The sequence below is a fragment of the Amphritea balenae genome (assembly GCF_003858655.1).
Taxonomy (GTDB): domain Bacteria; phylum Pseudomonadota; class Gammaproteobacteria; order Pseudomonadales; family Balneatricaceae; genus Amphritea; species Amphritea balenae.
In genome coordinates this window covers 90,658-117,594 of sequence record NZ_RQXV01000007.1, presented here as the reverse complement: position 1 = coordinate 117,594, position 26,937 = coordinate 90,658, and the positions used below count along the sequence as shown (strand labels likewise).

The window sequence follows — 26,937 nt, the reverse complement described above, 5'->3', positions numbered from 1 at the left end:
GAACTTAAATTGCTCTGTATGCCTGAGGCGTTTATGACTTGTTCGCAGGTTTCCAGGTCAGGACTACTGTCAGGTTAAAAACTATGCAGCTGAGCTGCCTTAACGTATAATCCCTGCCCCTTTTATAGCATCGGTTTTTAGCCGATAGCTGAACCCCGAACAAGTATGAACAGGTGTGTAATGGCCAAGAAGCTATTCATTAAAACCCATGGTTGCCAGATGAATGAGTATGACTCAGCCCGTATGGCTGATCTGCTGGGCGAAAGTCACGAACTGGAACTGACCGACAATCAGGATGATGCCGACGTACTTCTCCTGAACACCTGTTCAATTCGAGAAAAAGCACAAGATAAAGTGTTTCATCAGCTGGGTCGCTGGCGCAAACTGAAAGCGAAAAACCCTGAATTAAAGATCGGTGTCGGTGGTTGTGTCGCGTCTCAGGAAGGCGAAGCCATTCTTAAGCGGGCCCCATACGTAGACATGATCTTCGGACCACAAACCCTGCACCGCCTGCCAGAGATGATCGATATAACCAATGCCGGCAAGCAGAAGAAAGGCATTGTCGATATCAGTTTCCCTGAGATTGAAAAATTCGACCATCTGCCAGCCCCGCGTGTAGAGGGTGCCGAAGCCTTTGTTTCAATTATGGAAGGTTGCAGCAAGTACTGTACTTTCTGCGTTGTACCTTACACCCGTGGTGAAGAGGTTAGCCGGCCAATGGATGACATCATCGCCGAGGCGGTGGAGCTTTCTGAACAGGGCGTTCGCGAGGTTCATCTGCTGGGTCAGAACGTTAATGCTTATCGGGGGGCAACCCACGATGGCGATATAGCCGATCTGGCCGAACTGATCCGTTGTGTTGCAGCGATCGATGGTATCGACCGCATCCGCTTTACTACCTCCCACCCGGTCGAGTTTACCGACAGTCTGGTTGAGGTTTACCGCGACGTTCCTGAATTGGTCAGCTTCCTGCATTTACCGGTACAAAGCGGTTCAGACCGGGTTCTGATGGCCATGAAACGGGGCCATATGGCACTGGAATATAAATCGTTGATCCGTAAAATCCGCGCAGCTCGTCCGGATATAACCCTGTCTTCCGATTTTATAATCGGCTTCCCGGGGGAAACCGATGCCGACTTTGAAGCGACGATGAATCTGATCGCCGAAATCGGTTTTGATAACTCTTACAGCTTCATCTATAGCCGTCGCCCGGGTACACCGGCAGCCGACCTGCAGGATGATGTATCTGAAGAGACTAAGAAAGAACGACTCAATATACTGCAAGCCCGTATCAATCAGCAGGCGATGCAGATCAGCCGTCGTATGGTCGATTCAGTACAGCGTATTCTGGTCACCGACTACTCTAAAAAGGATCCGGGCCTGCTACAGGGCCGCACCGAGAATAACCGGGTGGTAAATTTCCGTTGCGACAACCCGGATCTGATCGGCCACTTCGCCGATATCCGTATCGCTGAAGCCTACACCAACTCATTGTTGGGTGAACTGGTCAGCTCAGAACTGGATGCGTCTTAATTAGGCCGCCGCCCTCTGGTACAAAATTAGAGTCTACAGGCGGTACCCGCCTGTAACCTGCTAGACTAAATAGTATCTCTACCTAAGGATCATTTTTTGAACACAGCGCAAACCATTAAGCTCACTCTGGAACCGGATAATCCGCACCACTTATCTAATCTGTGCGGCCAGCTCGATGAGCACCTTCGTCTGATGGAGCAACGCCTGGGTATCGAGATCAGTAACCGTGGCAATAACTTTAAGCTGGAAGGCAATTCTGCCGTGGTTCGGGCTGGCGCCAAGGTTCTGGAACAACTCTACGAAGACGCCCAGCAGGGCGAGCAGATCACACCGGATCAGGTTCACCTGCTACTACAGCAATCAGGTGTCGAACAGTTGAAAGGCCAAGCCCCTGAAGAGTCGGTATATCAGCCGAACATCACCATTCAGACCCGTAAAGCCCAGATTCGTCCGCGGGGCCCTAATCAGCAAGAATATGTACGTTCCATACTAAGTCACGATATCAATTTTGGTATCGGGCCGGCAGGCACCGGCAAGACCTATCTGGCGGTTGCCTGCGCCTGTGAAGCCTTAGAACGCGAAGAGGTGAGCCGTATCCTGCTAGTCCGTCCGGCGGTTGAAGCGGGCGAGAAACTGGGCTTTTTGCCCGGCGATCTGTCACAAAAAGTGGACCCTTATCTACGTCCGCTCTATGACGCACTATATGAGATGTTGGGTATTGAGCGCGTCTCTAAGTTGATCGAACGAAATGTGATTGAAGTGGCACCCCTGGCTTATATGCGGGGCCGTACCCTGAATGGTTCTTTCGTTATTCTCGATGAGAGTCAGAATACCACTCGCGAACAGATGAAAATGTTCCTGACCCGAATCGGCTTTGGCTCAACCGCGGTTATTACCGGTGATACCACCCAGATCGATCTGCCTAAAGGTGTGAGTTCTGGTTTAATCCATGCCAGCGTTGTCCTAAAAGACGTTAAGGGGATTGGTTTTACCCAGTTCACTGCGAAGGATGTCGTGCGTCACCCATTGGTTGGACACATTGTCGAAGCCTACGATCGGTTCGAAAAAAAGCAGGATAGCTAATGACCTATTACGTTGATCGTCAGTGTCAGATCGAAGATAAAGATCTGCCTGACGAAGCACAACTTACCGGCTGGGTATCTGCCGCTCTTGCAAACTATATGGATCAGGCGGAACTCTCGATTCGAATCGTATCGGCGGATGAGAGCCAGGCGCTGAATCATCAGTATCGCGGCAAAGATAAACCCACCAATGTATTGTCGTTTCCTTTTGAAGTACCTGAAGGTGTCGAGCTCGATCTGCTGGGTGATCTGGTCATCTGTGCTGCAGTCGTCGAGGCGGAAGCCAAACAACAAAACAAGACGTTATCTGACCATTGGTGCCATATGGTGATACACGGGGTCTTGCATCTGCTTGGATTCGACCATATAAATAACGAAGAAGCGGAAGAGATGGAGCAGCTGGAACGTGATATTCTGAGCGGCCTGAACATCTCTGATCCTTACATGTTAACCGAATAAGCGAGCACCTAATGAGCGAAGACCGATCGGGCAATGGCCAACAGAAATCCTGGTTTGGCAAACTGACCCAGGCGTTTTCTGATGAGCCGAAATCCCGAGAAGACCTGCTAGCCGATCTAAAAGACGCCGCAGATGAAAATGTACTGGACCAGGAAGCTTTCAGTATTATTGAAGCTGCCATGTCGGTATCTGATCAACAGGTACGGGATGTTATGATTCCCCGTTCCCAGATGGTTGTCGTTGAAGCCGATCTGACCCCTAAAGAATTTCTCCCGCTTATTATCTCTTCTGCACACTCCCGCTTTCCGGTTATCGGCGAGAATCCCGACGATATCCTCGGTATTTTGCTGGCAAAAGATCTGCTGCCTCTGTTTCTTGAGGGCGATCTGGAAAATTTTGATATTACCAAGCACCTGCGCAAACCAACGGTTATTCCTGAAAGTAAGCGGCTTAACATATTGCTAAAAGAGTTTCGTGCTACCCGTAACCATATGGCGATCGTTGTCGATGAGTACGCCGGCGTATCTGGTTTGATCACCATTGAGGATGTGCTGGAGCAGATCGTCGGTGAGATCGAAGATGAGCATGACAGTGAAGATGATGATGGCAATATCAAGCCGTTCGATCAAAACGGTTTCATTGTCAAAGCGTTAACGCCGATCGAAGATTTTAATGAATTTTTCGATGTAGGCTTACCCGATGATGACTTTGATACGATCGGTGGTATTGTTACTCAAAAGTTTGGTCACCTGCCCCGCAAGGATGAGACAGTACAGATCGATGAATTTAAATTTAAAGTGCTTAGTGCAGACTCCCGGCGTATCCGTCTGCTACAGGTTATCCGCTCAGAATAGGATCTTTGCATATGGCTGGTAGCACCCCTTATATAGTCCCCAGGGTTCTGCTAAGCCTGATTGCAGGTGTTATAGCCCCTCTCTCACTAGCGCCATTTAATTATTGGTATCTGGGGGCCGCTTCAGTCGCGCTCCTCTACCTGTTATTGCATAACTGCTCAGCCCGGGCCGCAGGCTGGCTGGGCTGGTGTTACGGCCTTGGTTTTTTTGGTACCGGAGTCTCCTGGGTTTTTGTCAGTATCCACGAACATGGCAATGCTCCTATCTGGCTTGCCGCCTCTATGACCGCCCTGTTTGTTGCCGCCCTGGCCATTCTTCCCGCACTGCAGTGCTGGCTATCGAACAAGTTATTCCGTAACGCTTTAGGCTTTGCAGCGCTCTGGCTCGTATTCGAATGGTTACGCAGCTGGTTTTTAACCGGCTTTCCCTGGCTGTATCTGGGCTACGGTGTGATCGACACCCCCCTGGCAGCATTTGCACCCTTCGGCGGGGTCTGGATACTCAGTCTCTATGTCGTCATGGTCGGCACTTTGAGCATCAGCTTCTTCAAACACCTGAAACACCCGCTTCAGTCTGCCGCTATCCTGGTGCTATTAGCCGTTCCCTGGATCGCGATTCAACAAGATAAAGTCCCCGGTGGATGGACCCTGAAAAAGGGTGAACCTTTAGATGTCATGCTGGTACAGGCAGATATCCCTCAGGCTCAGAAGTGGCAGCCAAGCCAGTTGGAAAACATTCTGCAAACCTATGTTGATCTGAGTATGGAGAGCAACAAGGTCGATCTGTTGATCTGGCCTGAAACAGCTATACCAACCTTTTATCGCAACGCAACCGGCCTGCTGAGTCCGCTAACCGATTATCTCGACGAGAGCCAGACAGCAATGATCAGCGGCATCCCTTCTATCGTTGTTGATCCGGATCACCCCAAAGGCAGACGCTTTCAGAATACCCTGACCATTTTTGCCGGCGGAGAAGGCAGCTATAACAAACAACGATTAGTACCTTTCGGTGAATATGTGCCACTGGAAGCCCAGCTAAGAGGACTGATCGAGTTCTTTGATCTGCCGATGTCTGAATTTAGCCTGGGTGATAAAGACCAGGCACCGCTATCCGTAAAAGGCAGTCAAATAGCACCGTTTATCTGCTATGAGATCGCCTATCCTGAACTGGTAAGACAAAACAGTATCAATAGCGACCTGCTGCTAACCGTCAGCAATGACACCTGGTTTGGCCAGTCTATCGCGCCGGCTCAACATATGCAGATTGCCCGGATGCGGGCATTGGAAACAGGTCGCTGGCTAATCCGTAGCACTAATAACGGTGTTACTGCGCTGGTTAACCCACAGGGACAGGTAACCGCCACTATTCCTCAGTATCAGACCGGGGTTCTGGTCGGGAGTGTGCAACCTATGAGTGGTCAGACGCCCTATCAGACGTTTGGTATTGAACCCTTACAGATCCTGATCGGGCTGATGCTGATTTTTGCTTTCTTTACCCGAGGCAGCTTGCCCGGATACCGGTTCAGTGGATTAAAACAGAGGTTGCAAAGCTAAGCGATTCGATAGCCGGACAACCTCTGTACTAAATATAATTACTGGTCCGGTTCCCAAGGGGCAAATGATCGTACAAACACCTCAGAACCACATTTTTTACAGGGTTCCAGACGACTGGTCTGGGCATTGATCATCTGATCACCGCAGATAATACAGGCAAAAGTGCCTGCCGCTGCGATCTCTCCGGCACGATACTGATCTTCTCCGCTCGCCAGTCGTTGCTCCAACTCGACAATACCGATGCGGGTTCGGTCAGCCAGTTCCATTAGCTGCTTTGAGACCTTATGTTCCAGAATATTAAGGTCAAAGTTAAGCCAGGCAGCGATCCCTTCGCCGGTTTCATGGGCATAATAACCCAATCGTTTCAGGTCCCTTTTCAGATAAGCACTCAGAAGATCCAACTCATCCCGGGTCATCTCTTCTGCGGCTAATTCCAGCTCTACCGCTTCTTCGATTTTCTGCTGCATCAAGTCCCAGGATTTATGCTCAGCGGACTCAAGCTCCCCACGTAACCGGTTAAGAACCCGGTCATACTGCGCACTCCGGTCATGACTACTGTTTTTGTTGCTCATATCCCTCTCCAAAGCCGACGAAAAACTATATGTAGGATTGCATATATTGTATCCTATGCGCCATAGATCAAACTTTCCATTGACCGGCACCAATCATATTGCCGGTTTTTTATGATGAGTCCAAATGAACGAACAATATAAGCCGCAGCAGATTGAGCCTCAGGTACAGAAACACTGGGTCGACAACAACAGTTTCAAGACAACTGAAGATCCGTCAAAAGAGAAATTCTATTGTCTGTCCATGTTCCCGTATCCAAGCGGACGACTGCATATGGGCCATGTTCGTAACTATACCATTGGCGATGTAGTTTCCCGTTACCAGCGTATGCAAGGTAAAAATGTATTACAGCCAATGGGCTGGGATGCATTTGGTCTGCCAGCAGAAAACGCAGCACTGAAAAACAATGTACCACCGGCAAACTGGACCTTCGAAAACATAGATTACATGCGTAACCAACTGGACCTGATGGGTTTTGGTTACGACTGGAGCCGTGAAGTCGCTACCTGTCACCCGGAATATTACCGTTGGGAGCAGTGGTTCTTCACCAAGCTGCTGGACAAAGGCCTGGTTTACAAGAAAGAAGCTGAAGTAAACTGGGATCCGGTCGATCAGACCGTACTGGCGAACGAGCAGGTTATCGATGGTCGTGGCTGGCGCTCTGGTGCGCTGGTTGAGCGTAAAAAGATTCCTCAGTGGTTCCTGAAAATTACCGACTACGCCGATGAGCTGTTAGATGATCTGGATAAGCTGGAAGAATGGCCAGAACAGGTTCGCACTATGCAGCGTAACTGGATCGGCCGCTCCGAAGGTGTCGAACTGAACTTCCACGTCGACGGCTTTGGTGAGCTGGAAGTGTTCACCACCCGCCCGGATACCCTGATGGGTGTCACTTACGTCGCAGTAGCCCCGGCTCATCCTCTGGCACAACAGGCAGCAGCGAATAATCCTGAGCTGGCTGCATTTGTCAGCGAGTGTAAGAACATGAAAGTGGCTGAAGCTGATATGGCCACAATGGAGAAGAAAGGTTTCGATCTGGGTATTGAAGCTATTCATCCGATCACTGGTGACAAAGTACCGGTCTGGACCGCTAACTTCGTACTGATGGACTACGGCTCCGGTGCGGTTATGTCTGTACCTGGGCATGATCAGCGCGATTATGAATTCGCCAATAAATACGGCCTTGAGATCAAGCAGGTCATTCGTCCGGCTGATGACAGCATCGCTATCGACCTGGCTGAAGAAGCTTATACCGATAAAGGCGTATTGGTTAACTCCGGTGATTTCGATGAGCTGGATTTTGAAATGGCGTTCAAAGCCATTGCCGCTGAATTGCAAAATTCAGGTAAAGGTAAAACCACGATCAATTACCGCCTGCGCGACTGGGGTGTATCTCGTCAGCGCTACTGGGGCACACCTATCCCTATCGTTAATTGCAACAGCTGTGGTGCAGTTCCGGTACCTGAAGAGCAACTGCCGGTTGTACTACCGACAGAAGTGACTTTTGATGGCGTAGGTTCGCCAATCAAGAAAATGGACAGCTTCAAGAAAACCAGCTGCCCTAAGTGCGGCGACGATGCCGAACGCGAAACCGATACCTTTGATACGTTCATGGAATCTTCATGGTATTACGCACGTTACGCCTGCCGTAACGCTGAAACCATGCTGAACCCGGAACAAGCTAACTACTGGCTACCGGTAAACCAGTACATCGGTGGTATCGAGCACGCAATTCTGCACCTGCTTTATTCCCGTTTCTTCCACAAGCTGATGCGCGATGAAGGCCTGGTTAACTCTGATGAGCCTTTCGAACGCTTACTTTGCCAGGGTATGGTGCTGGCAGAAACTTATTACCGTGAAGATGCTAATGGCGGTAAAGACTGGATCTCTCCAAGCGACGTTAAAGTTGAACGGGATGAGAAAGGCCGGGTAATTAAAGCGGTTCATCTCGAAGACAACCAACCGGTTCTTTCTGCCGGTATGGGTAAGATGTCCAAGTCTAAAAACAACGGCATCGACCCGCAGATGATGATCGACAAATACGGTGCCGACACCGTACGTCTGTTTATGATGTTTGCCGCTCCCCCTGAGCAATCTCTGGAGTGGTCCGATTCTGGCGTTGATGGTGCTCAGCGCTTCCTGCGTCGCCTGTGGAAACTGGTATTTGACCACCTGCAGTATCCGGGTGAAATTGCGGCTCTGGATGTTGATGCACTGGATGATCGTCAAAAAGACCTGCGTCGTAAGACTCACGAAACCATCAAGAAAGTGTCTGACGATGTTGAACGCCGTCAAACCTTCAACACCGCGATTGCCGCTGTTATGGAACTGAGCAATGCGATCAGCCGCTTTGTTGACGACAGTGAACAAGGTCGTGCGGTAACCCGTGAAGCACTGACTGCAGCGGTGCAATTGCTGGCACCTATCGTGCCGCATATCACGCACCAGCTATGGCAGGATCTGGGCAATAGCAGCAGCCTGCTGGATGTTGCATGGCCGACCGTTGATGAAACAGCAATGACCCGCGCCAATGTACAGATGGTGGTTCAGGTAAATGGCAAAGTACGGGCTAAGATCAACGTACCCGCCGATGCTGAAGAAAGTGTTGTACTTCATACTGCGCTGGCAGATGAGGGTGTACAACGCCATATGGGCGGTAAAACAATCCGTAAACAGATTGTGGTACCTAACAAGCTCGTCAATATCGTGGTTGGTTAAGGGGATACAGATGTCTGGTTGCCTGAAACGGTTTTCAACAGCGGCACTACTCAGTTTGTGCTGCCTGACCCTGACTGCCTGCGGCTTTCACCTGCGTGGTTCAGCTGATATTGCTGAACCTCTCAGGCAGCTGACACTGCAAACTCAATCCAAAGTGCCGGGCCAGCTGGAGCTTACCCTGCGCCAACAGTTTCGCGCTTATGATATCGAACTTAACAGCAATTCAGGCTATGTGCTTGAGTTAGGACAGGTTAATCGCTCACGCCGGGAAGCATCCCTGAGTGCCAGAGCCAATGTTGATGAGTACGAACTAACCACTAAAGTCCCGCTGCTGGTTAAAAACCCACAGGGAGAAATAGTGCTTGAGCGACAACTCATTACTGAACGTATCTACGACTACAACTCCGATACTGAAACCGCCAGTAGTGTTCAGGAAGAGCAGTTGTACCTCGAGATGGATCAGCAGCTCGCTAAGCAGATCATTCGCCTGTACGTTAACCTGAAACCTGCCAGCAACTAATCAGATATGAAGATAAAACCGGAGCAGCTTGCCAATAACCTAAGCCAGCCAGCGGCTCCGGTATATCTGATCACCGGTGATGAAACACTGCTGATCGAAGAAAGCTGCGATCTGCTGCGCCAGCATCTTAGTAGCATTGGCTTTACCGAACGGGAAACCCTCTACGCCGAAGCCGGTTTCAAGTGGGAATACCTGCTTCAGTGCGCTAACGAACTCTCCCTGTTTGCCGAGCAAAAGATCATCGAACTTCGTCTGGGCGGCAGCAAGCCAAACAAACAGGCCAGTGAGATTCTGCGGCAGTACCTTGAGCGTCCTGCCGAAGACAACGTACTGTTAATCATCGCCGATAAGCTGGATGCCGGCGCCAAGAAAAGCGCCTGGTTTAAAGCAATTGATCAGCAAGGCATTATTGTTGAGGTCTGGCCAGTTGAACTGCAACAACTACCAGGCTGGATTAGTAACAGAGCCCGACAGATTAATCTGACCCTTGAAAATGATGCGGTACAGCTACTTTGCGAGCGTATCGAAGGTAACCTGCTGGCCGCAAAACAGGAACTGGATAAACTAAACCTGCTTTATGCCGGCCAGACTGTCACCGCCGATATGGTGATGGACAGTGTGTCCGACAGTTCCCGTTATGATATTTACGGTCTCACTGAAGCCGCTATTCAACAACAGGTTAGCCGTTGTAGTAAGATCATCGAAGTTCTGCGTCAGGAAGGCACCGAAGCCAGCGTGGCGCTCTGGGCAATCAGCCGTGAAATACGTTCATTGATCGCCATTCAGCAAGGCCTGCAAAGTGGCACGCCTTTCGATACTATCTGTCAGCGTGAACGGATCTGGGGCAAGCGAAAAAACTGGGTTCGCACTGCAGCTCAGCGAGTTCCTGCCGATAGCCTTAAACAGATGCTAAGTCGTTGTTCCGAGGCAGATTCTCAGATTAAAGGTGCACTCGGTGACCCCTGGCTGACACTGACAAGCATCACTTTGCAGCTTGCCGGCGTAGAGCTATCTCTAAGGCACAGCTGAACATTGTTTGAAAGATAGCTAAGCTAGCTATTAACTATCGCGTTAACAAAAGGATTTCACCGTGTTTAAGTTCCGGTCCCTGCTTATCCTGATAACAGCTTTAACCGCCAGCCTGTTAAGCGGCTGCTTCAATAACGAACCCACTGATTCACTGGATGGCGAAGAACTCTACTCCTACTACTGCAAACAGTGCCATAAAAAAGATGGTAGCGGCGACCCTATCGCAGGCTTCCCCGCGAACAAACGCACCCAACTGCTAGAAGAACAGGTCATACTACTGATTCGCAAAGGTGATCCGGCCAGACCCGCTATGCCGGTATTCCCGCAGCTGAGCGAAGAACAGGCTGCGGCGGTGGTGGATTACCTGTTTAACCTTAAAGGGCAATAACTAGTTGCCGTAAGCCGCCAGGCGGAAAGCTATGCTTCCCTAGCTAGATCAGGGCATAAAAACAAACATTCTCACTGTCGTTATATGTCTGTTTTCGGCTGTGGTTTCAATGAGTCAATGCAACACCTATCTTTAATTGATAGCCTTGTTAGGCATTTAGCTCCCCATTCCTGGCGGTAGAATGTCAAACTTTGGCACATCGTTAGGGAAGACTGCCCATGATGGTGCTGAAGATACGTAGATTGACATTTTAGGAGCGAACTTATTACTTCTTAGTGAAGTTGCTGATACAGAGTAAAAAACACCCGCAGTTACCTCAGCGCACAAAGCAGTGCTACAAGTGCCACAGAAATGATAATTAACCTCTTTGCCTGAATCACCAGAACGCGTATACGATGAAGGTGTGCCTTTTGTAAATTTTAAATTATCTTTTGACACCCAAAGCCCAAACCACTTGTCTGAGCCAGTGAGTGCTTGACACTCCTTGCAATAGCAAAAAATCGAATTTATCGGGTCGTTATCAAAGTAAAATTCAATGTCGCCGCAGCGACAACTTCCAATATGCCTTTCCATGTTATCTCCGATCTGGTTGATGTCCAACGACGATATCGTAAAAGATATTCATATTTAATTTCATTTCCAAAGATGGGACTTCATCCTAGATTAGATTTTATATATGATAAAGAACATATATAAGTATGCGAAGGCTCAGCCCTATGCCCTATACAAAGACGCACAAAAACAAAACCCGCGAAAGAATTCTTGATAGCTCCTTCAGACTATTTGCAATAAAGGGTTTTGAAGGCGTTACAATCGATGATTTGATGAATAATTGTGGGCTTACTCGAGGCGGGTTTTATGCGCATTTCACGAGTAAAGCAGAACTTTACCGTGAGGCATTAAAATTTAAAGCCAGCAGTACTAAACTTGCCAACCCTAAGCCAGAGGACACATCTAATAAACAGTGGTTGTCTTTGTTGCTAAATAAATACCTAAGCTTGGAGCATGTGAAAGGAGAGCGCTCTTTGTCTTGCCCGTTAGCATTCTTGGTCACTGACATAAATATGCAGGATAAAGCAATAAAAACAGCTTATTCCGACGTTTACTATGGCATGAATACAGCAATTATGGAGTATGCGAGTAGCTATACCGACTGTGACGAACAAGATGTTTTATCAGTAACAGCAATGATGATTGGCACTGTCGCTATAGCCAGAACGCTTCAGAATCAAGATTCGATTGAGAGTTTACTAGCAGCCTCCAGGCGAGAAGCAGGTGTAAAATTGGGCGGAATATAACGACTAGCTAACAGGTCACGGTTTTGGTGATCGCAATTCAGCGAATTGTTGTTTGAGTGCATTCATTTCGTCGGTCGCCCTGCGTTGAAAACGCGCTTTGGAGTGACTGACAAACCGCACGTGAAGAGACGGGAAAATATATATCGATGAGGATTGGGTTTCCAAAAAACGGGCAATAGACTTCAGCGATTTACCCTGCTGATACCGATCCCAGATCTTGGATTTGATTTCTTTCGTGTATTTAATCCGTGTTTTTCGGGCCATTTTTAACACTCCATCTTTGAGCTAAAGATAGCGTGTTGCGTTGACTCATTGAACCCACAGCACAAAACAGACGAAAAGAGCGCCACTGGCGCTCTTTAAAATCTTTCTCTAACATGACAGGTTCAGTTATCTATCTAGCCAGTCGCAAAACAACGTTTAGTTAGAAGCCTTCGTTTCTGATCTTGTCTTAAGTATTAAGCACTCAAAGAGTGATCAACCACTGTTGCCAGGCGGATATTGTCATGCAGCGGGCAACGATCACAGACCGCGTCCAGGAACTCGGTCTTTTCGGCATCGGTCAGGTCGGCATCGATCTGCGCTTTGACAGTAATGGTCTGAAAACCAACCCGATCTTCGGTCTCTTTACCCAGCAGCCCTGCTGGATTCAGTGTTGCTTCAACATCGATATCGATACCGCGCATTTCGATTTTCTGTTGCGTCGCTGCGATACGGGCGATGCTCTGGATACAACCAGCCAGTGAGAACAGGAAGAACTCCAGAGGTGTTGGACCCTCATCGGTTCCGCCAGCCTGCTTTGGCTGGTCGATTGTTACTTTGTGGCCCCGGATATCCGCATGAACCTGCGCACCGGCTTTCATAGAAGTAGAAACAGAGATAACTTTACTTGCAGCCATATTAACCATCCATAATTAAGATATATCTAATATATTAATTATCGCACAATATTAGCAAAGATAGATATAACCCAAACGGGCGGTGCTGGAAAATATTTAACCGAAACGGGCAGTTAGGGAAGGTGCCATTTTTAAAACGAACTTTTTAAGAAACCTTTCGTGAAATGGCTTTTATTGAAGAGTCTGTTTTGAAGAACTTTTATAAGGAAAAAAGTAGTCAACAATGAACATCAGTAGTGCACTGAACGCGATCAGCTTACCAAACAGGTGAGCTTGTGGATAACCACCATCATGTCCGGTCAGAATCATAAGTGAAGCCACAACCAGCAAAAACACAATAAACAGATGCAATGGCACTTTAAAGCCCCAGTGAATATGCTGCGCTGTCACTACTGCAGCCACGGTTACCAGCAGACCAAAGCCGCTACCTACAAACACATCAACAGGCCAGTGCGCCGCCACCATAACCCGACTAAAGGCAATAAGAGCACCGGTCAGCAGCAGGGCGATTCGCAGGTAGAAATTACGGAAAAAATAAAATGCGATAGAGACAAATACAAAGGCAGTGAGGGAGTGGCCGGATGGAAAACTGCCATTTTTCAGTGCTTTACCCACCAGATTATATTCACCTGTAACCAGGGAAACCGGGGGCCGTTCGGCACCGACCAGATTTTTCAGGCCATGGGTTACCAGCGTACCGTAGACAGCGGCAATCAACAGTACCCAGAGAATTGCAGGGTTACGCCGGGCGACCAGAAGCGAGATACTGAGTACGACAGTTGTATCCCCCATAAACGTCGCGATCTGCCAGAAAGTATCCGGCAGTAATGGGGTAAACTGATTCAGCAGATGAAAGGCGCCATGATAACCGGCCACTGCCCAGAGCAACACAGCCAGAACTAAAAACACCCCAGCTAACTGAGTAAGACGTTTTAGTGATTCGGTATCATAGTGCAGTGCGAACTGCTGCCGGGAGCTTTGTAGCTGATCCGGCAGGCCTGTCACAATAAAACAGCCTTTAATCTGTGCCAGCAGATTTTGCATTTAGCCACTCCACTAATCGAATACCACCCTTGTTATAGATCACCTCAAAAGACGCCTGCGGGAACTCCTTTCGCAGAGGAGTTATATTATCGGCATCGGTAAAGATCAGGTCACCTGAGCGGGGCTTCACTTTTGCAGTAATACCCTCGCGGTAAACACTGAAACTGGGCATAGTAATATGGTAAGCCACCACATTCTGTCCAGGACGCTGCTTTGCCATCATGGCCGCTTCACGAATCGGCTGCTGCTGCAAACCGCCCATCACCTGGATAAAGAAATTAAACATAAATATTGTCTGAATAAACCCGATCGATACCATCTTCGCAGGACGACTGAGTTTAGGTGACAGAATCAGACCGATGGTCAGCAACAGCGCGACGACACTGGCGGCGACATAAGGCCAGCCCACCACATCCCAAACCCGGGACAACATCTCCTGTTGATAAAGCTTCTTACTCTCGCCAGCAACCGACTCCAGTATCCAGGGCAACGCTAACATCAGACCAAAAAACAGCAGTGGGAAAATAAAGCTCCAGCCACGGAACAGCTGATCACGGTAACGGGCAAATATTAACAACAGCCCGGTAATGCCATACACCACATAATGGGGTAACTGCGTACCGGAGATTGATACCAGCACAAAGACTACAGCCAGCCAGATAAACAGATACAGCGTAAGTGAGTCTTTACACAGCGCCTTTGCACGACGTAACGCGGAGAATAACGGGGCACTGAAAGGCAGTAATACCAAAGGCAACGCAAACAGGTAGTACCAAAGCTTACCACCATGCCCTTCACGGGTATCGCTGAAGCGCTTCAGGTTATGATCCAGCAGGAAACCTTCAAAGAAGCCAAACCCCTGATCCAGATACACCAGCCACAGCCAGGGAGTAAGAATGAGTAGCAGTAAGACCCAGCCCGGAATGAAAAAGATCGCTTTTAACCAGCGCCGCCATTCCCCCTGCAGGATAAAAAAGATACCACTGACCAGCAGTGGAACCAGAATAGCCACGGGTCCTTTAGTCAGCATACCCAATGCCATCCAGAGATAAACTCTGAACAATAGCGATCGACGTTCTGGCTGCTGCCAGTATCGCCAGATATCAAGTACCGTCAGGGTAACAAACAGGTTCAGCCAGGCATCCGCGATCGCCGCTTTACCGATGATGCTGATCCACAGCGTATTTGCCATGATCAGAACAACATACAGCGCCGTTTCAGCATCCCATTGCTGTCGGGCAAAACGGTAGCTCACCCACACCCAGCAACTGGCAGCAATCGCCGATGGCAGACGTAGTGCAAACTCATTCAGATCAAACAGCGACACACTGAGCGCCTGAAACCAATAACTCAGTATTGGTTTATCGTAACGCGGCGCGCCATCCAGATAAGTGGCAGCGAAGTTACCGCTGGCCAGCATCTCACGGGTCGCTTCAGAGAATGCTCCCTCATCCAGATCAAACAGGGGAAAGCCCCAGATATTCCAGAAGAAAGCAAAGAAAACTGCTGCGAACAGCAGCCCGTAATGGGTCAGATTACTGCTTCGCAGTATCGGCGTCATGTTCTACTATCTCATCCATTACCGTTGGCTGTGGATTGAACCACTGCCCCTCTTCCTCATCACTAACATGCTCACGCAAGCTATAACCCCGGGTATTTGAGGTTTCAAAGAAGATCCGCGACATCATCTCGGCCAGTACACCGGTGGTAATAAACTGCAATGACACCACCAACAGGAAGATACCCACCATAAACAGTGGTCGACTACCGATATCCTCACCCAGAAAGATTTTCACAACGATCAGCCAGGTCATGATAAGTGAACCCATCACCCCCATACCTAAACCCAGATAACCGAAGAAGTGGCCTGGACGGGCTTTAAAGCGGAGGAAGAAGAATACAACCAACAGATCGAGTATTACCCGGAAGGTACGGGACAGGCCGTACTTAGATTCACCAAACTGACGGGCATGATGATCAACAACCGTCTCGCCAATTCGCTCAGGCTTAGTAACAGAGGCGACCCAGACAGGGATAAAACGGTGCATCTCGCCAAACAGACGGATCTGTTTAATAACACTGGCGCGATAGACTTTAAGGCTGCAACCGTAATCATGTAATTTTACACCGGTCACTTTGGCGATCATTTTATTCGCCTGACGAGAGAAGAACTTACGGGTAGATTCATCTTCACGCTTTTTGCGCCAGCCCTGTAGCATATCCAGGTCGCGCTCTTCCATCTCAGTGATCATGCGCTGGATATCAGCAGGATCATTCTGCAGATCACCGTCCATAGTGGCGATAATCTCACCACGGGCAGCATCGATACCCGCCTGCATCGCTGCGGTCTGACCGAAATTACGCTGCAGCTCAACCACGCGCAGGTGATCGCCCCACTTATCCTGAGCTTGTTTCAGCCGTGCAACAGTACCGTCCGGGCTGCCATCATCGACACAGACCAACTCCCACTTACCGTCATAATTAATAAGAGACTCATGTACCCGCTCGACCAGCGGAAATACACTGTCCTCTTCTTTGTACATAGGTACGACGATCGATAATGATTTCATAAATTACCCGGACGTAGGTCATTAAAATTTAAAGCGGACTCTATCACAAAGCCCCTTTTATATGAAGAAAAGCTCAACTATCAACAGGGCCTTCAAATACTGCTACCAGTCCCGTCACAACACGCCTGCAGGTTAATCAGCCACTACCTGAGTTCGGCACCATCGCGCCGAAACTTTTGCCGTCAGCCAGCCAAGCAGAAAAGCGACGAAAGACATCAGCAGTAAAAACAGATGTAGCTGCACTGCAATTTTCAGCAATGAAGCCGTATCAATCGCATAAAACTTGCCCGCTAATACAAAGGCTGCTTCAAACGTACCCGAGCCCGCCACACCATGAATAGGCAGAATCGAAGACAAGTCAGCAACCGCAACACTGGTTACCGCCTGCGCCAGTGTCAGATCAGATAACTGCAGTACCACACCCAGAAAAGCGATCATCTTGGTAATCCAGACCGCATAAGTGCTAAGCACTATGGCACCAAAGTGTCCACCTCGTGTAGGTAGTGCAGTAAACGCCTGGGCAAGCTTAGCCAGCCTGGCATTGTTAAACCGTCCTAGCAGCCATACCACCAGCTGTTTACCCTGATCAAACAGTAATAACCCCACCACCGTGATCAGCGCCAGTCCCATCGCAGCCAGACCACTGTATTGCCACAACGCAAGGACACCGGCGATAGACAGCAATGCCACCAGATCCAACAAGCGATAGAGCAAAAGATGGGATGATGAATCCACCAAACCAATACCGAAATAGCGCTTAATCAGGACTGGAAACGCAACCTCACCGGTGCGCATAGGTAACAGGTTATTGAGTAAATTATGGTTAGTGCTGAGATAAAACATCTGCGCGAAACGCTGCAGCGGCAATTCAAAACTGATCTTAATCCGCACCGCGCGCAGTACATTACTGGCCAGTGACATCAAAACTAACAGCGCCAGAATAGGGCCGGAAAAACCCTGCCAGGAAGTCAGCAGGCTATACCAGCCGATTTGTGTCTCTACTACGATCAGGGTGATAACCAGTATCACCACTGACAGCAGAAGTTTCAGAAGTTGTGCACGGGTCATCAACTGATTGTTTCGCCTTTAGCCTGAAGGTCAGCATGGTAAGAGGAGCGCACCAAAGGTCCACTGGCGACCTGCGAGAAGCCCAGTTCTTTTGCCAGGGCCGCATACTCATCAAACTCTTCTGGCGTGACATAACGATCAACCGGCAGATGATCCCGGCTTGGCTGCAGATACTGACCTATCGTCAGCATATCAACATCGTGAGCTCGCAGATCTTTAAGTACCTCAAAGATCTCCTCTTTGGTTTCACCCACACCCACCATCAGGCCCGACTTTGTCCGTACATCCGGACAACGCTGCTTGTATTTTTGTAACAAGGTCAGCGACCACTGGTAATCCGCCCCCGGACGCACTTTACGATACAGGCGAGGCACGGTTTCCATATTATGGTTGAACACATCCGGCGGGGTCTGCTGCAAAATATCCAGCGCCACATCCATACGACCACGGAAATCAGGCACCAGGGTTTCAACCTGAATCGATGGAATCGCCGCACGGGTTTCACTGATACAGCGAGCAAAGTGATCGGCACCACCATCACGCAGATCATCACGGTCTACCGAGGTAATCACGACATAACGCAGCCCCATATCGGCAATTGCTGCCGCCAGCTCTTTAGGCTCATTCTCAGGTAAGGCTTTTGGCCGACCGTGGGCAACATCACAAAAAGGGCATCGACGGGTGCATATATCGCCCATAATCATAAATGTAGCCGTACCATGGCTGAAACATTCACCCAGATTCGGGCAGCTGGCTTCTTCACAAACCGATGCGAGCTTATGCTTACGCAGCTTATCTTTAATGCCATTTACTTTAGGCGAGGTACCCAGCGATACCCGCAGCCAATCGGGCTTACGCAGTATCTTATCCCTTTCTGTCGGGATTACCTTCACTGGGATACGGGCAACCTTATCGGCGCCGCGTAACTTTACCCCAGCTTCTACTTTGTGTGGTTTAGCACTTTGCTGTTTTTCTGTTTTATCAGACATCTAGTTTTCCAGCGAGTTAGTTCTGGTCTGCTCGTTATAGCCGAGTCTTTTTACCAGTATTTCTGTAAGCGAATCTTTAACAGCGTTTCTATCATTTATCTCTGTCAAATTAGTAAGGCGCGTTACCGCCATGCCGGCATAGCCACAAGGATTGATCCGGTTAAACGGCTCAAGATCCATATCCAGGTTCAACGCCAGTCCGTGAAAAGAACAACCTTTACGAACCCGCAAACCTAATGAACAGATTTTAGCGTCATTCACATAGACACCCGGCGCATCCGGTTTAGCATAGGCTTCAACACCGTAACCTGCGAGCAGATCAACAATACTCTGCTCCATGCGGGCGACCAGCTCGCGTACGCCAAACTTTTTGCGACGCAGGTTCAGTAGTAGATAGACCACCAACTGACCCGGACCGTGATAGGTTACCTGACCGCCACGGTCAACCTGCACTACCGGAATATCACCGGTGCCTAGCAGATGTTCAGCTTTACCAGCCTGGCCCTGTGTAAATACAGGTTGATGTTCCAGCACCCAGATCTCATCCATGGTGTCAGGTCCGCGTGCCGCGGTAAAATCCTGCATCGTTTGCCAGGTTGGCTGATACTCAACCAAACCCAGATCACGGACAATCACCTGTTCTGCCAGCGCCATCAGATCACCATCTGTACACGGCCAGTGGCTTTCAGCTCCTGATGCAGGGCATCCAGCTGATCAGCGCCGGTGGCGGTAATTTTCATGCGTACAGAGGTAAAGGTGCCTTTACTGCTGGGCTGTTCATCAATTTTTTTCAGATCCAGATCCGGCGCATGTTTGCGTACGATATCAATGACCAGCTCTTTAAAGTCCGGCGCCGCCCGACCAATAATCTTGATCGGATAATCAGGACAGGGAAACTCAATCTTAGGTGCGTCTTGCTCGGTCTGTTGTGCCATATCTCTCGGTACTCGGGTCTTAATTTTCTAACTGTTTAAGTCGTTAGCTGCTTAAATCGTTAACTGTTTAATAGCTTAAACTCCCCCCTGCATCAGGTCTCGCTGATAGCGGGTAAAGAGTTCAAACATACGCGCCCACAATGGGCCTTTTTTGCCGTCAGCAATTAGCTGATCATCAATCTTTATAACCGGCACGACGGCTCGGGTAGAACTACTGATCCATACTTCATCAGCATTCATCAGGTGGTCATAATCTATATCAACTTCCTGAGTGGGTATGCCATTAACGGCCGCCAGCTCAAGAATAAGTTCCCGGGTCGTCCCACCCAGGATCTCTGAACTTCGCTTAGGCGTATAAATAACCCCTTTATCCACCATAAACAAGTTACAGGAAGCGCCTTCGGTTAGCAGCCCATCCCTGATCATCAGCGCCTCTGTGGCTCCCGCCTGTCGCGCTTGTTGCATCACCAGTATATTTGGCAAAAGGCCTGTTGCTTTAATATCACAACGGTGCCAGCGCAGATCCGCCGTTACAATAGCTGAAATACCGGCAATGGAGTCGGGGCCTTCATCGTAAATATCACGAATAGGATTACAGCAGGCAAAAACAGTCGGCTGCATCTGCTCATCATAGGCATGACTTCGCTGACCGGAACTCCCACGACTTATCTGCAGATATACAGACAAATTACCACCGCCATTCTTAGCGACTAGTTCCGTCAGTATTGCTTTCCAGTCCCGGGCGATACTGATCTGTATACCCCGCAGACTATGCTCAAGACGCGCCAGATGCTCATCAAGGCGAAAGCCCTGCCCCTGGTAAAAAGGAATTACCTCGTAAACGCTGTCGCCGAACAGAAATCCCCGGTCAAATACCGAGACCTGAGCCTGATCTGCTGCGACAAATTTATCGTTAAGATATACAGTTTCCATGTTCCGATAACGACAGATGCCCGAACCAAAAGGCCGGGCATCCATTCCTCACCAACCGCTGAGTTAATTAATCAGGTTATAAAAGAATAGCGCAATAGCATCCCAAATACGCTGTAAGAAACCTGCCTGTTCAATCGTTTCAAGCGCAACAACCGGTGAACTGGCAACCAGCTCGCCATTTAACATCACTTTGACCGTACCGTACTTCTGGCCTTTTGAAACGGGCGCTTTAATGACTTTATCCAGATCCAGAACAGCTTCAAGCTGCTCACTCTGACCCCGTGGAATGGTGATCGCCATCGCTTCGGTCAGGCCTAGTTTCAGTTGATCCTGTTGACCGGCCCATACCTTAGTTGATTCCAACACCTGGCCGGCACTGTACAACTTGTGGGTACGGAAATAACGGAAAGCATAAGCCAGTAGTTTCTGGCTCTCCTGGGCTCGGGCTTCTTCACTATTCGTACCCATCACTACTGTAATCAGGCGCATACCATCACGCTTAGCTGACGCCACCAGGCAGTAACCTGCTGCATCGGTATGTCCGGTTTTCAGACCATCAACCGAATTGTCACGCCAGAGTAATTTATTACGGTTTGGCTGACGGATTTTGTTATAGGTAAAGTATTTCTCTGAGTAGATACCGTAATGCTCAGGGTAATCCTGGATAATTGAACGGGCCAACAGAGCCAGGTCATGGGCTGAGGCATAATGTTCTTCTGCCGGCAGACCAGTGGCATTCATAAAGTGAGAGTTTTGCATACCCAACTGGACTGCATGTTGATTCATCATATCGGCAAACGCAGCTTCGCTACCGGCCAGATATTCAGCAACTGCAACACTGGCATCATTACCCGACTGGATAATAATCCCTTTCATCAGATCGCTCAGCAGCACCTGAGTACCTTCCTGAATAAACATACGCGATCCAGGGGCTCGCCACGCCTTTACCGAAACAGGTACCAAATCACCCTTAGCAACATTACCTTTATTCAGTTCAGCTGCCAGGATATAGCTAGTCATCATTTTGGTCAGACTCGCAGGAGGAAAACGTTCCTCTTCGCGATTAGCAACAATAACCTTACCGGTGTCTGCATCCATAACAATATAAGCACGAGCAGCAACCTGCGGTGCAGCTGGCATGATAGTCGCGGCCTGAAGGGGCAGGGCAATAACGGTGATCAATAGCAAAGCTAAACGAAGCATATTTTTTTTCATCATGATATTTATGAGTACTTTTTTACAGTTGCTCTAATTCCGGGAATTAACCGGAGTACGGGTCCGAGTACAGATAGGACCAACGATATTGTTAAAGGTTCTCGACCTTTTAAAACCTTTTTCTCTCAAGCCTGAGAGCCAGGCCTGACCAGTAAAACCTGTCCGGCTAAACGCTGACAGACTGTCATCCTGCCCGACTAAAAAGACTAGTCTACCAAATGCGGACGCAGATAACCTGCCGCTTCAACTCGGGATATCAGCTCTGCCAGATTCGCATTCAGTTGAACCGGACCAAGCTGCACCCGATACAAGCGACGATCCTGCAACTGCAAGGGAACTATTCTGACCTGATATCCGGGCAACATTGTCTGTAACTGTCGCACCGCTTCATCTGCGGTTGCCTGAAGACTAAAGGCACCTACCTGAAGATAGCGACTAGCGGCTCCCGCCTGTGTGGCTGGCGCAGGCGGTGCTGCGGCAGTCACAACAGCGGCCTTAGTGTTCCAGCTATTCGGGTTAATTGCCTCTACTTCAACCTTAGCGGTACCTGCGCCTAACATATCCAGTTTCGATGCCGCTGCGTAAGACAGATCGATAATACGTCCACCGTGGAATGGCCCCCGGTCATTAACCCGCACAATCACCCGTTTGCCATTTTTCAGGTTGGTCACCTGAACATAGCTGGGCAGTGGCAACGATTTATGCGCTGCAGTCATGGCGTACATATTGTAGGTTTCGCCATTAGAGGTTTTATGTCCGTGGAACTTTTTACCGTACCAGGAAGAGACACCGCGCTCTTTATAGCCGAGACTAGACGGCATCACATAATAGGTTTTACCCAGCACGCGATAAGGGCTTTTATTGCCGCCCCGACTTTTCGGCTCTGCCCGGGGCACTGCATCAGGCACATTAGATACATCAACCGCTTTGGACGGCCCGTAATCCTGCTCTACCGCATATCGCCCACCGGAGGACGAACAGCCCCCCAGAACTACCAGTACAGATAGCGCACAAAGATTCAGGATTATTCGTTTCATTTTCTAGCCCGTAGATTTTTTTCGTTTCTCAGCCACTGCCTGGCTTAACTCATACACCGCCATTGCGTACAAACGGCTGTGATTATAGCGGGTTATGACATAGAAGTTATGCAATCCAAACCAGTGTTGAAATTCGCCCTTAGCTTCAAGACGCATCAGGGTCGCTTTGCTATCTGCATTCAGACCTTTACGTGTTTTAATGCCCCGCTCCGACCATTCGTTCAGGGTCAGACTGGGTTTTAAACCATCATTAAACCAGCTGTCATCAGCCAGTTCACGCATCACAACATTACTGCGTACCGGCTCTCCATTTTTCCAACCATGCTCTTTGAAGTAGTTAGCAACACTACCAATCGCATCGACCGGGTTATTCCAGATATCTTTTTTGCCATCCCTATCAAAATCGACCGCGAAATGCCTGAAGCTGCTCGGAATAAACTGGCCAAAGCCCATCGCGCCGGCATACGAACCTTTCAGGCTGAATGGATCAACACTCTCTTCTCTAACCAGATAGAAATACTCTTTCAATTGCCCCCGAAAGAATTTACCCCGTTTCGGATAATCAAAACCCAGCGTCGACAGTGCATCAACGACCCGGTAGCTCCCCATATTACGACCATACCGGGTCTCTACACCGATAATAGCCACAATAATTTCAGCCGGTACGCCGTATTCTTTCTCAGCGCGTTCTAAGGTGTCTGCATACTGATCCCAAAACTCGACCCCTTGCTTAATACGCTTCTGCTTGAGAAAAATATTCCGATACTCTCCCCAGGTCAGGCGCTTCTCGGCCGGACGTGAAATAGCCTTAAGAATACTTTCCTTACGTTCAGCAGAACGCAATATGGTTTTAATTTCGTTTTCATCGAAGCCTTCAGCAGCCATATCAGCGATAAACTGCTGCGCTGCAGGATGATCGCCATACCCATGGGCCGCCACTGGCGCTCCCCAGAGCAACCCGGCACAAAAAAATGTTCCGGTCAGTAACCCGGTTAACTTAGATCTGATCATTTCACCTTATCCCGAAGACCCTGCGGTCAAAATCCCTGAATATTATTAAAGACGCTACTCAAACATCCCTGAGCTGAACCCAAACTGTATCACAGAGCCCGCTGAACAAAACCGCTAAATGCTATGCAGTTTTTTTTATAACGGCTTAGTGACTTATCATCTTGCGGTGTGCCTGCACCGACATCAATAATCCAAACCCGGCCATCAGGGTAACAATTGAGGTACCGCCGTAACTTACCAATGGCAGAGGCACACCTACCACTGGCAGCAAACCGCTCACCATGCCGATATTGACAAAAATATAGACAAAGAAGGTCAGGGTTACACTACCTGCCACCAGACGACCAAAGCTATCCTGCGCTTTAACCGCGATAACCAAACCACGGGCAATTATCAGCAGATAGATAGCCAACAAAATCAGCACACCCACCATCCCCATCTCTTCTGCCAGTACCGCAATAATAAAATCGGTATGACTCTCCGGCAGAAAATCCAGTTGCGACTGAGTCCCCTGCATCCAGCCTTTGCCGTCAAGTCCACCTGAGCCTATGGCCGCCTTGGACTGAATAATATTCCAGCCAGAACCTAACGGATCACTTTCCGGGTCCAGAAACGTCAGCACCCGCTGTTTCTGATAATCTTTCATCACCATCCACAAGCCAGGCAAGCCTGCAGCAGCCACCCCTAACGCGGCAAAAATATAGCGCCAGTAAATACCCGATAAAAGCAGAACAAACACCCCTGAAGCGCCTATCAACAAGGAGGTACCCAGATCCGGCTGTTTCATAATCATCACCACCGGTACAAATATCAACACCAGCGAGATCATGATATGCCTGAAACTTGGTGGTAACGGACGGCTCGCCAGATAGCAGGCGATCATCAGAGGTAGCACCAGTTTTAAAATTTCCGATGGCTGAAACCTAAATCCGGGTAACGCAATCCAACGCTGTGCGCCTTTCGCACCTACACCAACGAGTATTACCGCCAACAATAACCCGATACATACCACATACATCGCCGGCGCCCAGCGGGCGAAGAGCTGAGGCCGAAGCTGGGCCAGCACCACCATCACAAAAAAACCCGCCCCCATCCGGATAGCCTGTCGGGTGACATATCCCATATCGCCACCGGATGCGCTGTACAGAATCAGCAAACCATAGCCGCAGAGAATAAAGACCAACAGCAGCAACCAGGCATCAAGCCGGGTGTAAGACCAGAGTCCACGACGGCGGGCCAGGTGAGGCTGAGCATCAGGCATACTCCGCTGAAAATCACGCATCCGGACTACCCTTCTGTTCTGCCGAAGTTATCAACTGACCCTCATCCTGCAGTTTAAGTTCCATGAACGCATCTATTACTTTACGCGCCACCGGTGCAGCAGTACTGGAACCACCGCCGCCATTTTCAACAATAACGGCTACCGCTATTTCAGGTTTAGCCGCCGGTGCAAAAGAGATAAACAGGGCATGATCTCGGTTCCGCTCAGACAGTTTCTCTGCATCGTATTCTTCATCCTGTTTGATACCTACAACCTGAGCAGTACCGGTTTTACCGGCGATCTGAAAATCAATGCCTGTACCTATTTTCCGGGCGGTCCCCCGGGGTCCATGAACAACCGCAATCATCGCATCAACAATTCGCTGCCAGTATTGTTCGTTATCCAGCTTTACATCAGGTAATACCGCACTGGTACCTTCAAGTCCGCTAATATCAATGACTGAACCTTCTGTGATCGCATCACTACCGGACTGACTACGCTGCATCACGCCTTTCAACATACGCGGCTGTTTCCAAACACCCCGGTTAGCCATCACGGATGTCGCGGTCGCTAATTGTAACGGTGTAGCCAGCATCCAGCCCTGGCCAATACTCAGGTTCAGTGAATCACCGGAATACCAGGATCCACGACCGGTTTTTTTCTTCCAGGCCCGGGATGGCAAAATACCAGGTAACGCTTCCGGCAGGTCCAGGCTGGTCACCTGTCCAAACCCGAAGCGCCCCAGATAATCCGAAATCACATCAACACCGGCCCGGTTAGCCACATCGTAAAACCAGACATCACAGGACTGATAGATCGCCATATCCATCCCGACTTTGCCATGCCCACCCCGTTTCCAGTCACGATAGCGTCGCCCGCCTTTAGTCAGCGTATAAAACCCCGGATCACTGACTGTATGAGAAGGGCTTATCTCACCACTGTCGATGACCCCCATCGCTACCATTGGCTTAATGGTGGATCCCGGTGGATACTGCCCTCGCAGGGCACGATTAAACAGAGGCAGATCTGGTGATTCACGTAACGCAGTATAATTTTTGCTACTAATACCGGTGACAAACATATTCGGGTCATAGCCCGGATTACTTACCAGCGCCAGGATTCCCCCAGTGTTCGGGTCGATCGCGACTATTGCAGCCCGGCGACCGTGAATTAACTTCTCAGCCGCTTGTTGTAAACGGATATCTAGATGCAGAACTACATCTTTACCCGGCACCGGATCGGTACGCTCCAGCACCCGCATTACCCGACCCCGGGCATTGGTTTCTACCTTGTGATAACCCACTTCACCGTGCAACAGCGGCTCGTAAAACTTTTCGATACCCAGCTTACCGATATAATGGGTGGCACTGTAGTTGGTTGGGTCTACCCGCTTTAACTCTTTCTCGTTAATACGTCCTACGTAACCCAGCGCATGAACCAGCCCGGCACCAAAGGGATAATATCGAATCAGATCAGCTTCAACCTGCACCCCGGGGAGACGCTGATAGTTAACCGCTATACGGGCGATCTCTTCATCGGTCAGACGAAAGCGCAAAGGCACAGTTTCGTATGGACGGCGACGCTGTTTCAATCGTTTTCTGAACGAGACCATCTCACGCTCGGTCACCGGAATCAGCTTTTCCAGTTCCGCCAACGTGGCATCTACATCTTTCACTTCCTCTTTCAGGAGCGTGACGCTGTAGCTGGGACGGTTATCCGCCAACAGGATTCCGTTACGATCATAGATCAGCCCCCGGGTAGGCCCCACAGGTTTAAGCTGAACCCGGTTGTCGTCAGAAAGTGCCGCCAGATTTTCATGCTGCACCACCTGCAAAAACCAAAGACGACTAATCAAAACACCCATTAGCAGTAACACGATGGCAAAAGCGATCAGCGACCGGGAGAAAAATACCCGTCCCTCTTTTGTATGATCCTTCAAGCTATCGAATGCTGACATCTGAGCAATGATCT

The 26,937-nt window shown here is 49.4% G+C and carries 26 protein-coding genes; 10 read left to right on the top strand and 16 right to left on the bottom strand.

Annotated elements, in window-relative coordinates; genetic code table 11:
* The first annotated feature begins 180 nt into the window (after nucleotides 1–180).
* From miaB to lnt, 5 genes are all read left to right on the top strand, one after another.
* Nucleotides 181–1,533 carry a tRNA (N6-isopentenyl adenosine(37)-C2)-methylthiotransferase MiaB gene (gene miaB, locus EHS89_RS13265; RefSeq protein ID WP_124926636.1) on the top strand — a complete coding sequence of 451 codons (1,353 nt, stop codon included), beginning with the start codon at nucleotides 181–183 and terminating at the stop codon, nucleotides 1,531–1,533.
* A gap of 96 nt (nucleotides 1,534–1,629) precedes the next feature.
* The gene (locus EHS89_RS13260) at nucleotides 1,630–2,616 is read left to right on the top strand and encodes a PhoH family protein (RefSeq protein WP_124926635.1); all 987 of its coding nucleotides are present in this window, start codon (nucleotides 1,630–1,632) and stop codon (nucleotides 2,614–2,616) included.
* Entirely contained in the window at nucleotides 2,616–3,074 is a 459-nt protein-coding gene (ybeY, locus tag EHS89_RS13255; protein ID WP_124926634.1) for an rRNA maturation RNase YbeY, read from the top strand. Before EHS89_RS13260 ends, ybeY begins: the two co-directional genes overlap by 1 nt.
* An 11-nt stretch (nucleotides 3,075–3,085) precedes the next feature.
* Nucleotides 3,086–3,928, top strand: a complete 843-nt coding sequence (locus EHS89_RS13250; protein WP_124926633.1) for an HlyC/CorC family transporter — start codon at nucleotides 3,086–3,088, stop codon at nucleotides 3,926–3,928.
* Between the two features lie 11 nt (nucleotides 3,929–3,939).
* A complete protein-coding gene (lnt, locus tag EHS89_RS13245; protein ID WP_124926632.1) occupies nucleotides 3,940–5,481 on the top strand; it encodes an apolipoprotein N-acyltransferase in 1,542 nt (513 codons plus the stop codon).
* A 38-nt stretch (nucleotides 5,482–5,519) separates the two neighbouring features.
* On the opposite strand, the gene EHS89_RS13240 is transcribed toward lnt, so the two are convergent.
* Complete coding sequence (locus EHS89_RS13240; RefSeq protein ID WP_124926631.1) at nucleotides 5,520–6,053, bottom strand: zinc ribbon-containing protein; 534 nt, start codon at nucleotides 6,051–6,053, stop codon at nucleotides 5,520–5,522.
* Nucleotides 6,054–6,177: 124 nt separating this feature from the next.
* Here EHS89_RS13240 and leuS point away from each other — a divergent pair, with 124 nt between their 5' ends.
* The 4 genes from leuS to EHS89_RS13220 all read left to right on the top strand — a co-directional run bounded on the left by leuS (nucleotide 6,178) and on the right by EHS89_RS13220 (nucleotide 10,706).
* The gene (gene leuS / locus EHS89_RS13235; RefSeq protein WP_124926630.1) at nucleotides 6,178–8,769 is read left to right on the top strand and encodes a leucine--tRNA ligase; all 2,592 of its coding nucleotides are present in this window, start codon (nucleotides 6,178–6,180) and stop codon (nucleotides 8,767–8,769) included.
* Nucleotides 8,770–8,779: 10 nt separating this feature from the next.
* On the top strand, nucleotides 8,780–9,289 hold the full coding sequence (locus EHS89_RS13230) for an LPS-assembly lipoprotein LptE (protein WP_170167499.1): 510 nt from the start codon (nucleotides 8,780–8,782) through the stop codon (nucleotides 9,287–9,289).
* 6 nt (nucleotides 9,290–9,295) lie between these two features.
* A complete protein-coding gene (holA, locus tag EHS89_RS13225) occupies nucleotides 9,296–10,318 on the top strand; it encodes a DNA polymerase III subunit delta (protein ID WP_124926628.1) in 1,023 nt (340 codons plus the stop codon).
* Between the two features lie 61 nt (nucleotides 10,319–10,379).
* A complete protein-coding gene (locus EHS89_RS13220) occupies nucleotides 10,380–10,706 on the top strand; it encodes a c-type cytochrome (RefSeq protein WP_124926627.1) in 327 nt (108 codons plus the stop codon).
* 156 nt (nucleotides 10,707–10,862) lie between these two features.
* Here EHS89_RS13220 and EHS89_RS13215 read toward each other — a convergent pair whose 3' ends face one another.
* Nucleotides 10,863–11,279, bottom strand: coding sequence for a GFA family protein (locus EHS89_RS13215; RefSeq protein WP_124926626.1), 417 nt, complete (start codon nucleotides 11,277–11,279; stop codon nucleotides 10,863–10,865).
* Nucleotides 11,280–11,422: 143 nt separating this feature from the next.
* On the opposite strand from EHS89_RS13215, the gene EHS89_RS13210 reads away from it, so the two are divergent.
* Nucleotides 11,423–12,004: a TetR/AcrR family transcriptional regulator gene (locus EHS89_RS13210; RefSeq protein WP_124926625.1), complete on the top strand. Its 582-nt coding sequence runs from the start codon at nucleotides 11,423–11,425 to the stop codon at nucleotides 12,002–12,004.
* A gap of 458 nt (nucleotides 12,005–12,462) precedes the next feature.
* Here EHS89_RS13210 and EHS89_RS13205 read toward each other — a convergent pair whose 3' ends face one another.
* From EHS89_RS13205 to mrdA, 14 genes are all read right to left on the bottom strand, one after another.
* A complete protein-coding gene (locus EHS89_RS13205; RefSeq protein WP_124926624.1) occupies nucleotides 12,463–12,903 on the bottom strand; it encodes an OsmC family protein in 441 nt (146 codons plus the stop codon).
* A 171-nt stretch (nucleotides 12,904–13,074) separates the two neighbouring features.
* On the bottom strand, nucleotides 13,075–13,947 hold the full coding sequence (locus tag EHS89_RS13200) for a phosphatase PAP2 family protein (RefSeq protein ID WP_124926623.1): 873 nt from the start codon (nucleotides 13,945–13,947) through the stop codon (nucleotides 13,075–13,077).
* Nucleotides 13,922–15,508 (bottom strand): ArnT family glycosyltransferase, encoded by a 1,587-nt coding sequence (locus EHS89_RS13195; protein WP_124926622.1) that lies wholly within the window; start codon nucleotides 15,506–15,508, stop codon nucleotides 13,922–13,924. The genes EHS89_RS13200 and EHS89_RS13195 overlap by 26 nt, the downstream gene beginning before the upstream one ends.
* Nucleotides 15,483–16,517 carry a glycosyltransferase family 2 protein gene (locus tag EHS89_RS13190; protein WP_124926621.1) on the bottom strand — a complete coding sequence of 345 codons (1,035 nt, stop codon included), beginning with the start codon at nucleotides 16,515–16,517 and terminating at the stop codon, nucleotides 15,483–15,485. Before EHS89_RS13190 ends, EHS89_RS13195 begins: the two co-directional genes overlap by 26 nt.
* A 132-nt stretch (nucleotides 16,518–16,649) precedes the next feature.
* Nucleotides 16,650–17,585: a lysylphosphatidylglycerol synthase domain-containing protein gene (locus tag EHS89_RS13185; protein WP_124926620.1), complete on the bottom strand. Its 936-nt coding sequence runs from the start codon at nucleotides 17,583–17,585 to the stop codon at nucleotides 16,650–16,652.
* Nucleotides 17,585–18,574 (bottom strand): lipoyl synthase, encoded by a 990-nt coding sequence (gene lipA / locus EHS89_RS13180; protein WP_124926619.1) that lies wholly within the window; start codon nucleotides 18,572–18,574, stop codon nucleotides 17,585–17,587. The genes EHS89_RS13185 and lipA overlap by 1 nt, the downstream gene beginning before the upstream one ends.
* The gene (gene lipB, locus EHS89_RS13175) at nucleotides 18,575–19,228 is read right to left on the bottom strand and encodes a lipoyl(octanoyl) transferase LipB (RefSeq protein WP_188885248.1); all 654 of its coding nucleotides are present in this window, start codon (nucleotides 19,226–19,228) and stop codon (nucleotides 18,575–18,577) included.
* Nucleotides 19,228–19,509, bottom strand: coding sequence for a YbeD family protein (locus tag EHS89_RS13170; protein ID WP_124926618.1), 282 nt, complete (start codon nucleotides 19,507–19,509; stop codon nucleotides 19,228–19,230). Before EHS89_RS13170 ends, lipB begins: the two co-directional genes overlap by 1 nt.
* Nucleotides 19,510–19,584: 75 nt before the next feature.
* Nucleotides 19,585–20,487, bottom strand: coding sequence for an aminotransferase class IV (locus EHS89_RS13165; protein ID WP_308430931.1), 903 nt, complete (start codon nucleotides 20,485–20,487; stop codon nucleotides 19,585–19,587).
* A gap of 18 nt (nucleotides 20,488–20,505) precedes the next feature.
* On the bottom strand, nucleotides 20,506–21,645 hold the full coding sequence (locus EHS89_RS13160; RefSeq protein WP_229753591.1) for a D-alanyl-D-alanine carboxypeptidase family protein: 1,140 nt from the start codon (nucleotides 21,643–21,645) through the stop codon (nucleotides 20,506–20,508).
* Nucleotides 21,646–21,863: 218 nt separating this feature from the next.
* Nucleotides 21,864–22,694, bottom strand: coding sequence for a septal ring lytic transglycosylase RlpA family protein (locus EHS89_RS13155; RefSeq protein ID WP_124926616.1), 831 nt, complete (start codon nucleotides 22,692–22,694; stop codon nucleotides 21,864–21,866).
* Between the two features lie 3 nt (nucleotides 22,695–22,697).
* Nucleotides 22,698–23,705, bottom strand: a complete 1,008-nt coding sequence (gene mltB, locus EHS89_RS13150) for a lytic murein transglycosylase B (protein WP_124926615.1) — start codon at nucleotides 23,703–23,705, stop codon at nucleotides 22,698–22,700.
* A gap of 145 nt (nucleotides 23,706–23,850) precedes the next feature.
* Nucleotides 23,851–24,987, bottom strand: a complete 1,137-nt coding sequence (gene rodA / locus EHS89_RS13145) for a rod shape-determining protein RodA (protein WP_124926614.1) — start codon at nucleotides 24,985–24,987, stop codon at nucleotides 23,851–23,853.
* Nucleotides 24,980–26,923, bottom strand: coding sequence for a penicillin-binding protein 2 (gene mrdA, locus EHS89_RS13140; RefSeq protein WP_124926613.1), 1,944 nt, complete (start codon nucleotides 26,921–26,923; stop codon nucleotides 24,980–24,982). Before mrdA ends, rodA begins: the two co-directional genes overlap by 8 nt.
* Nucleotides 26,924–26,937 lie beyond the last annotated feature (14 nt).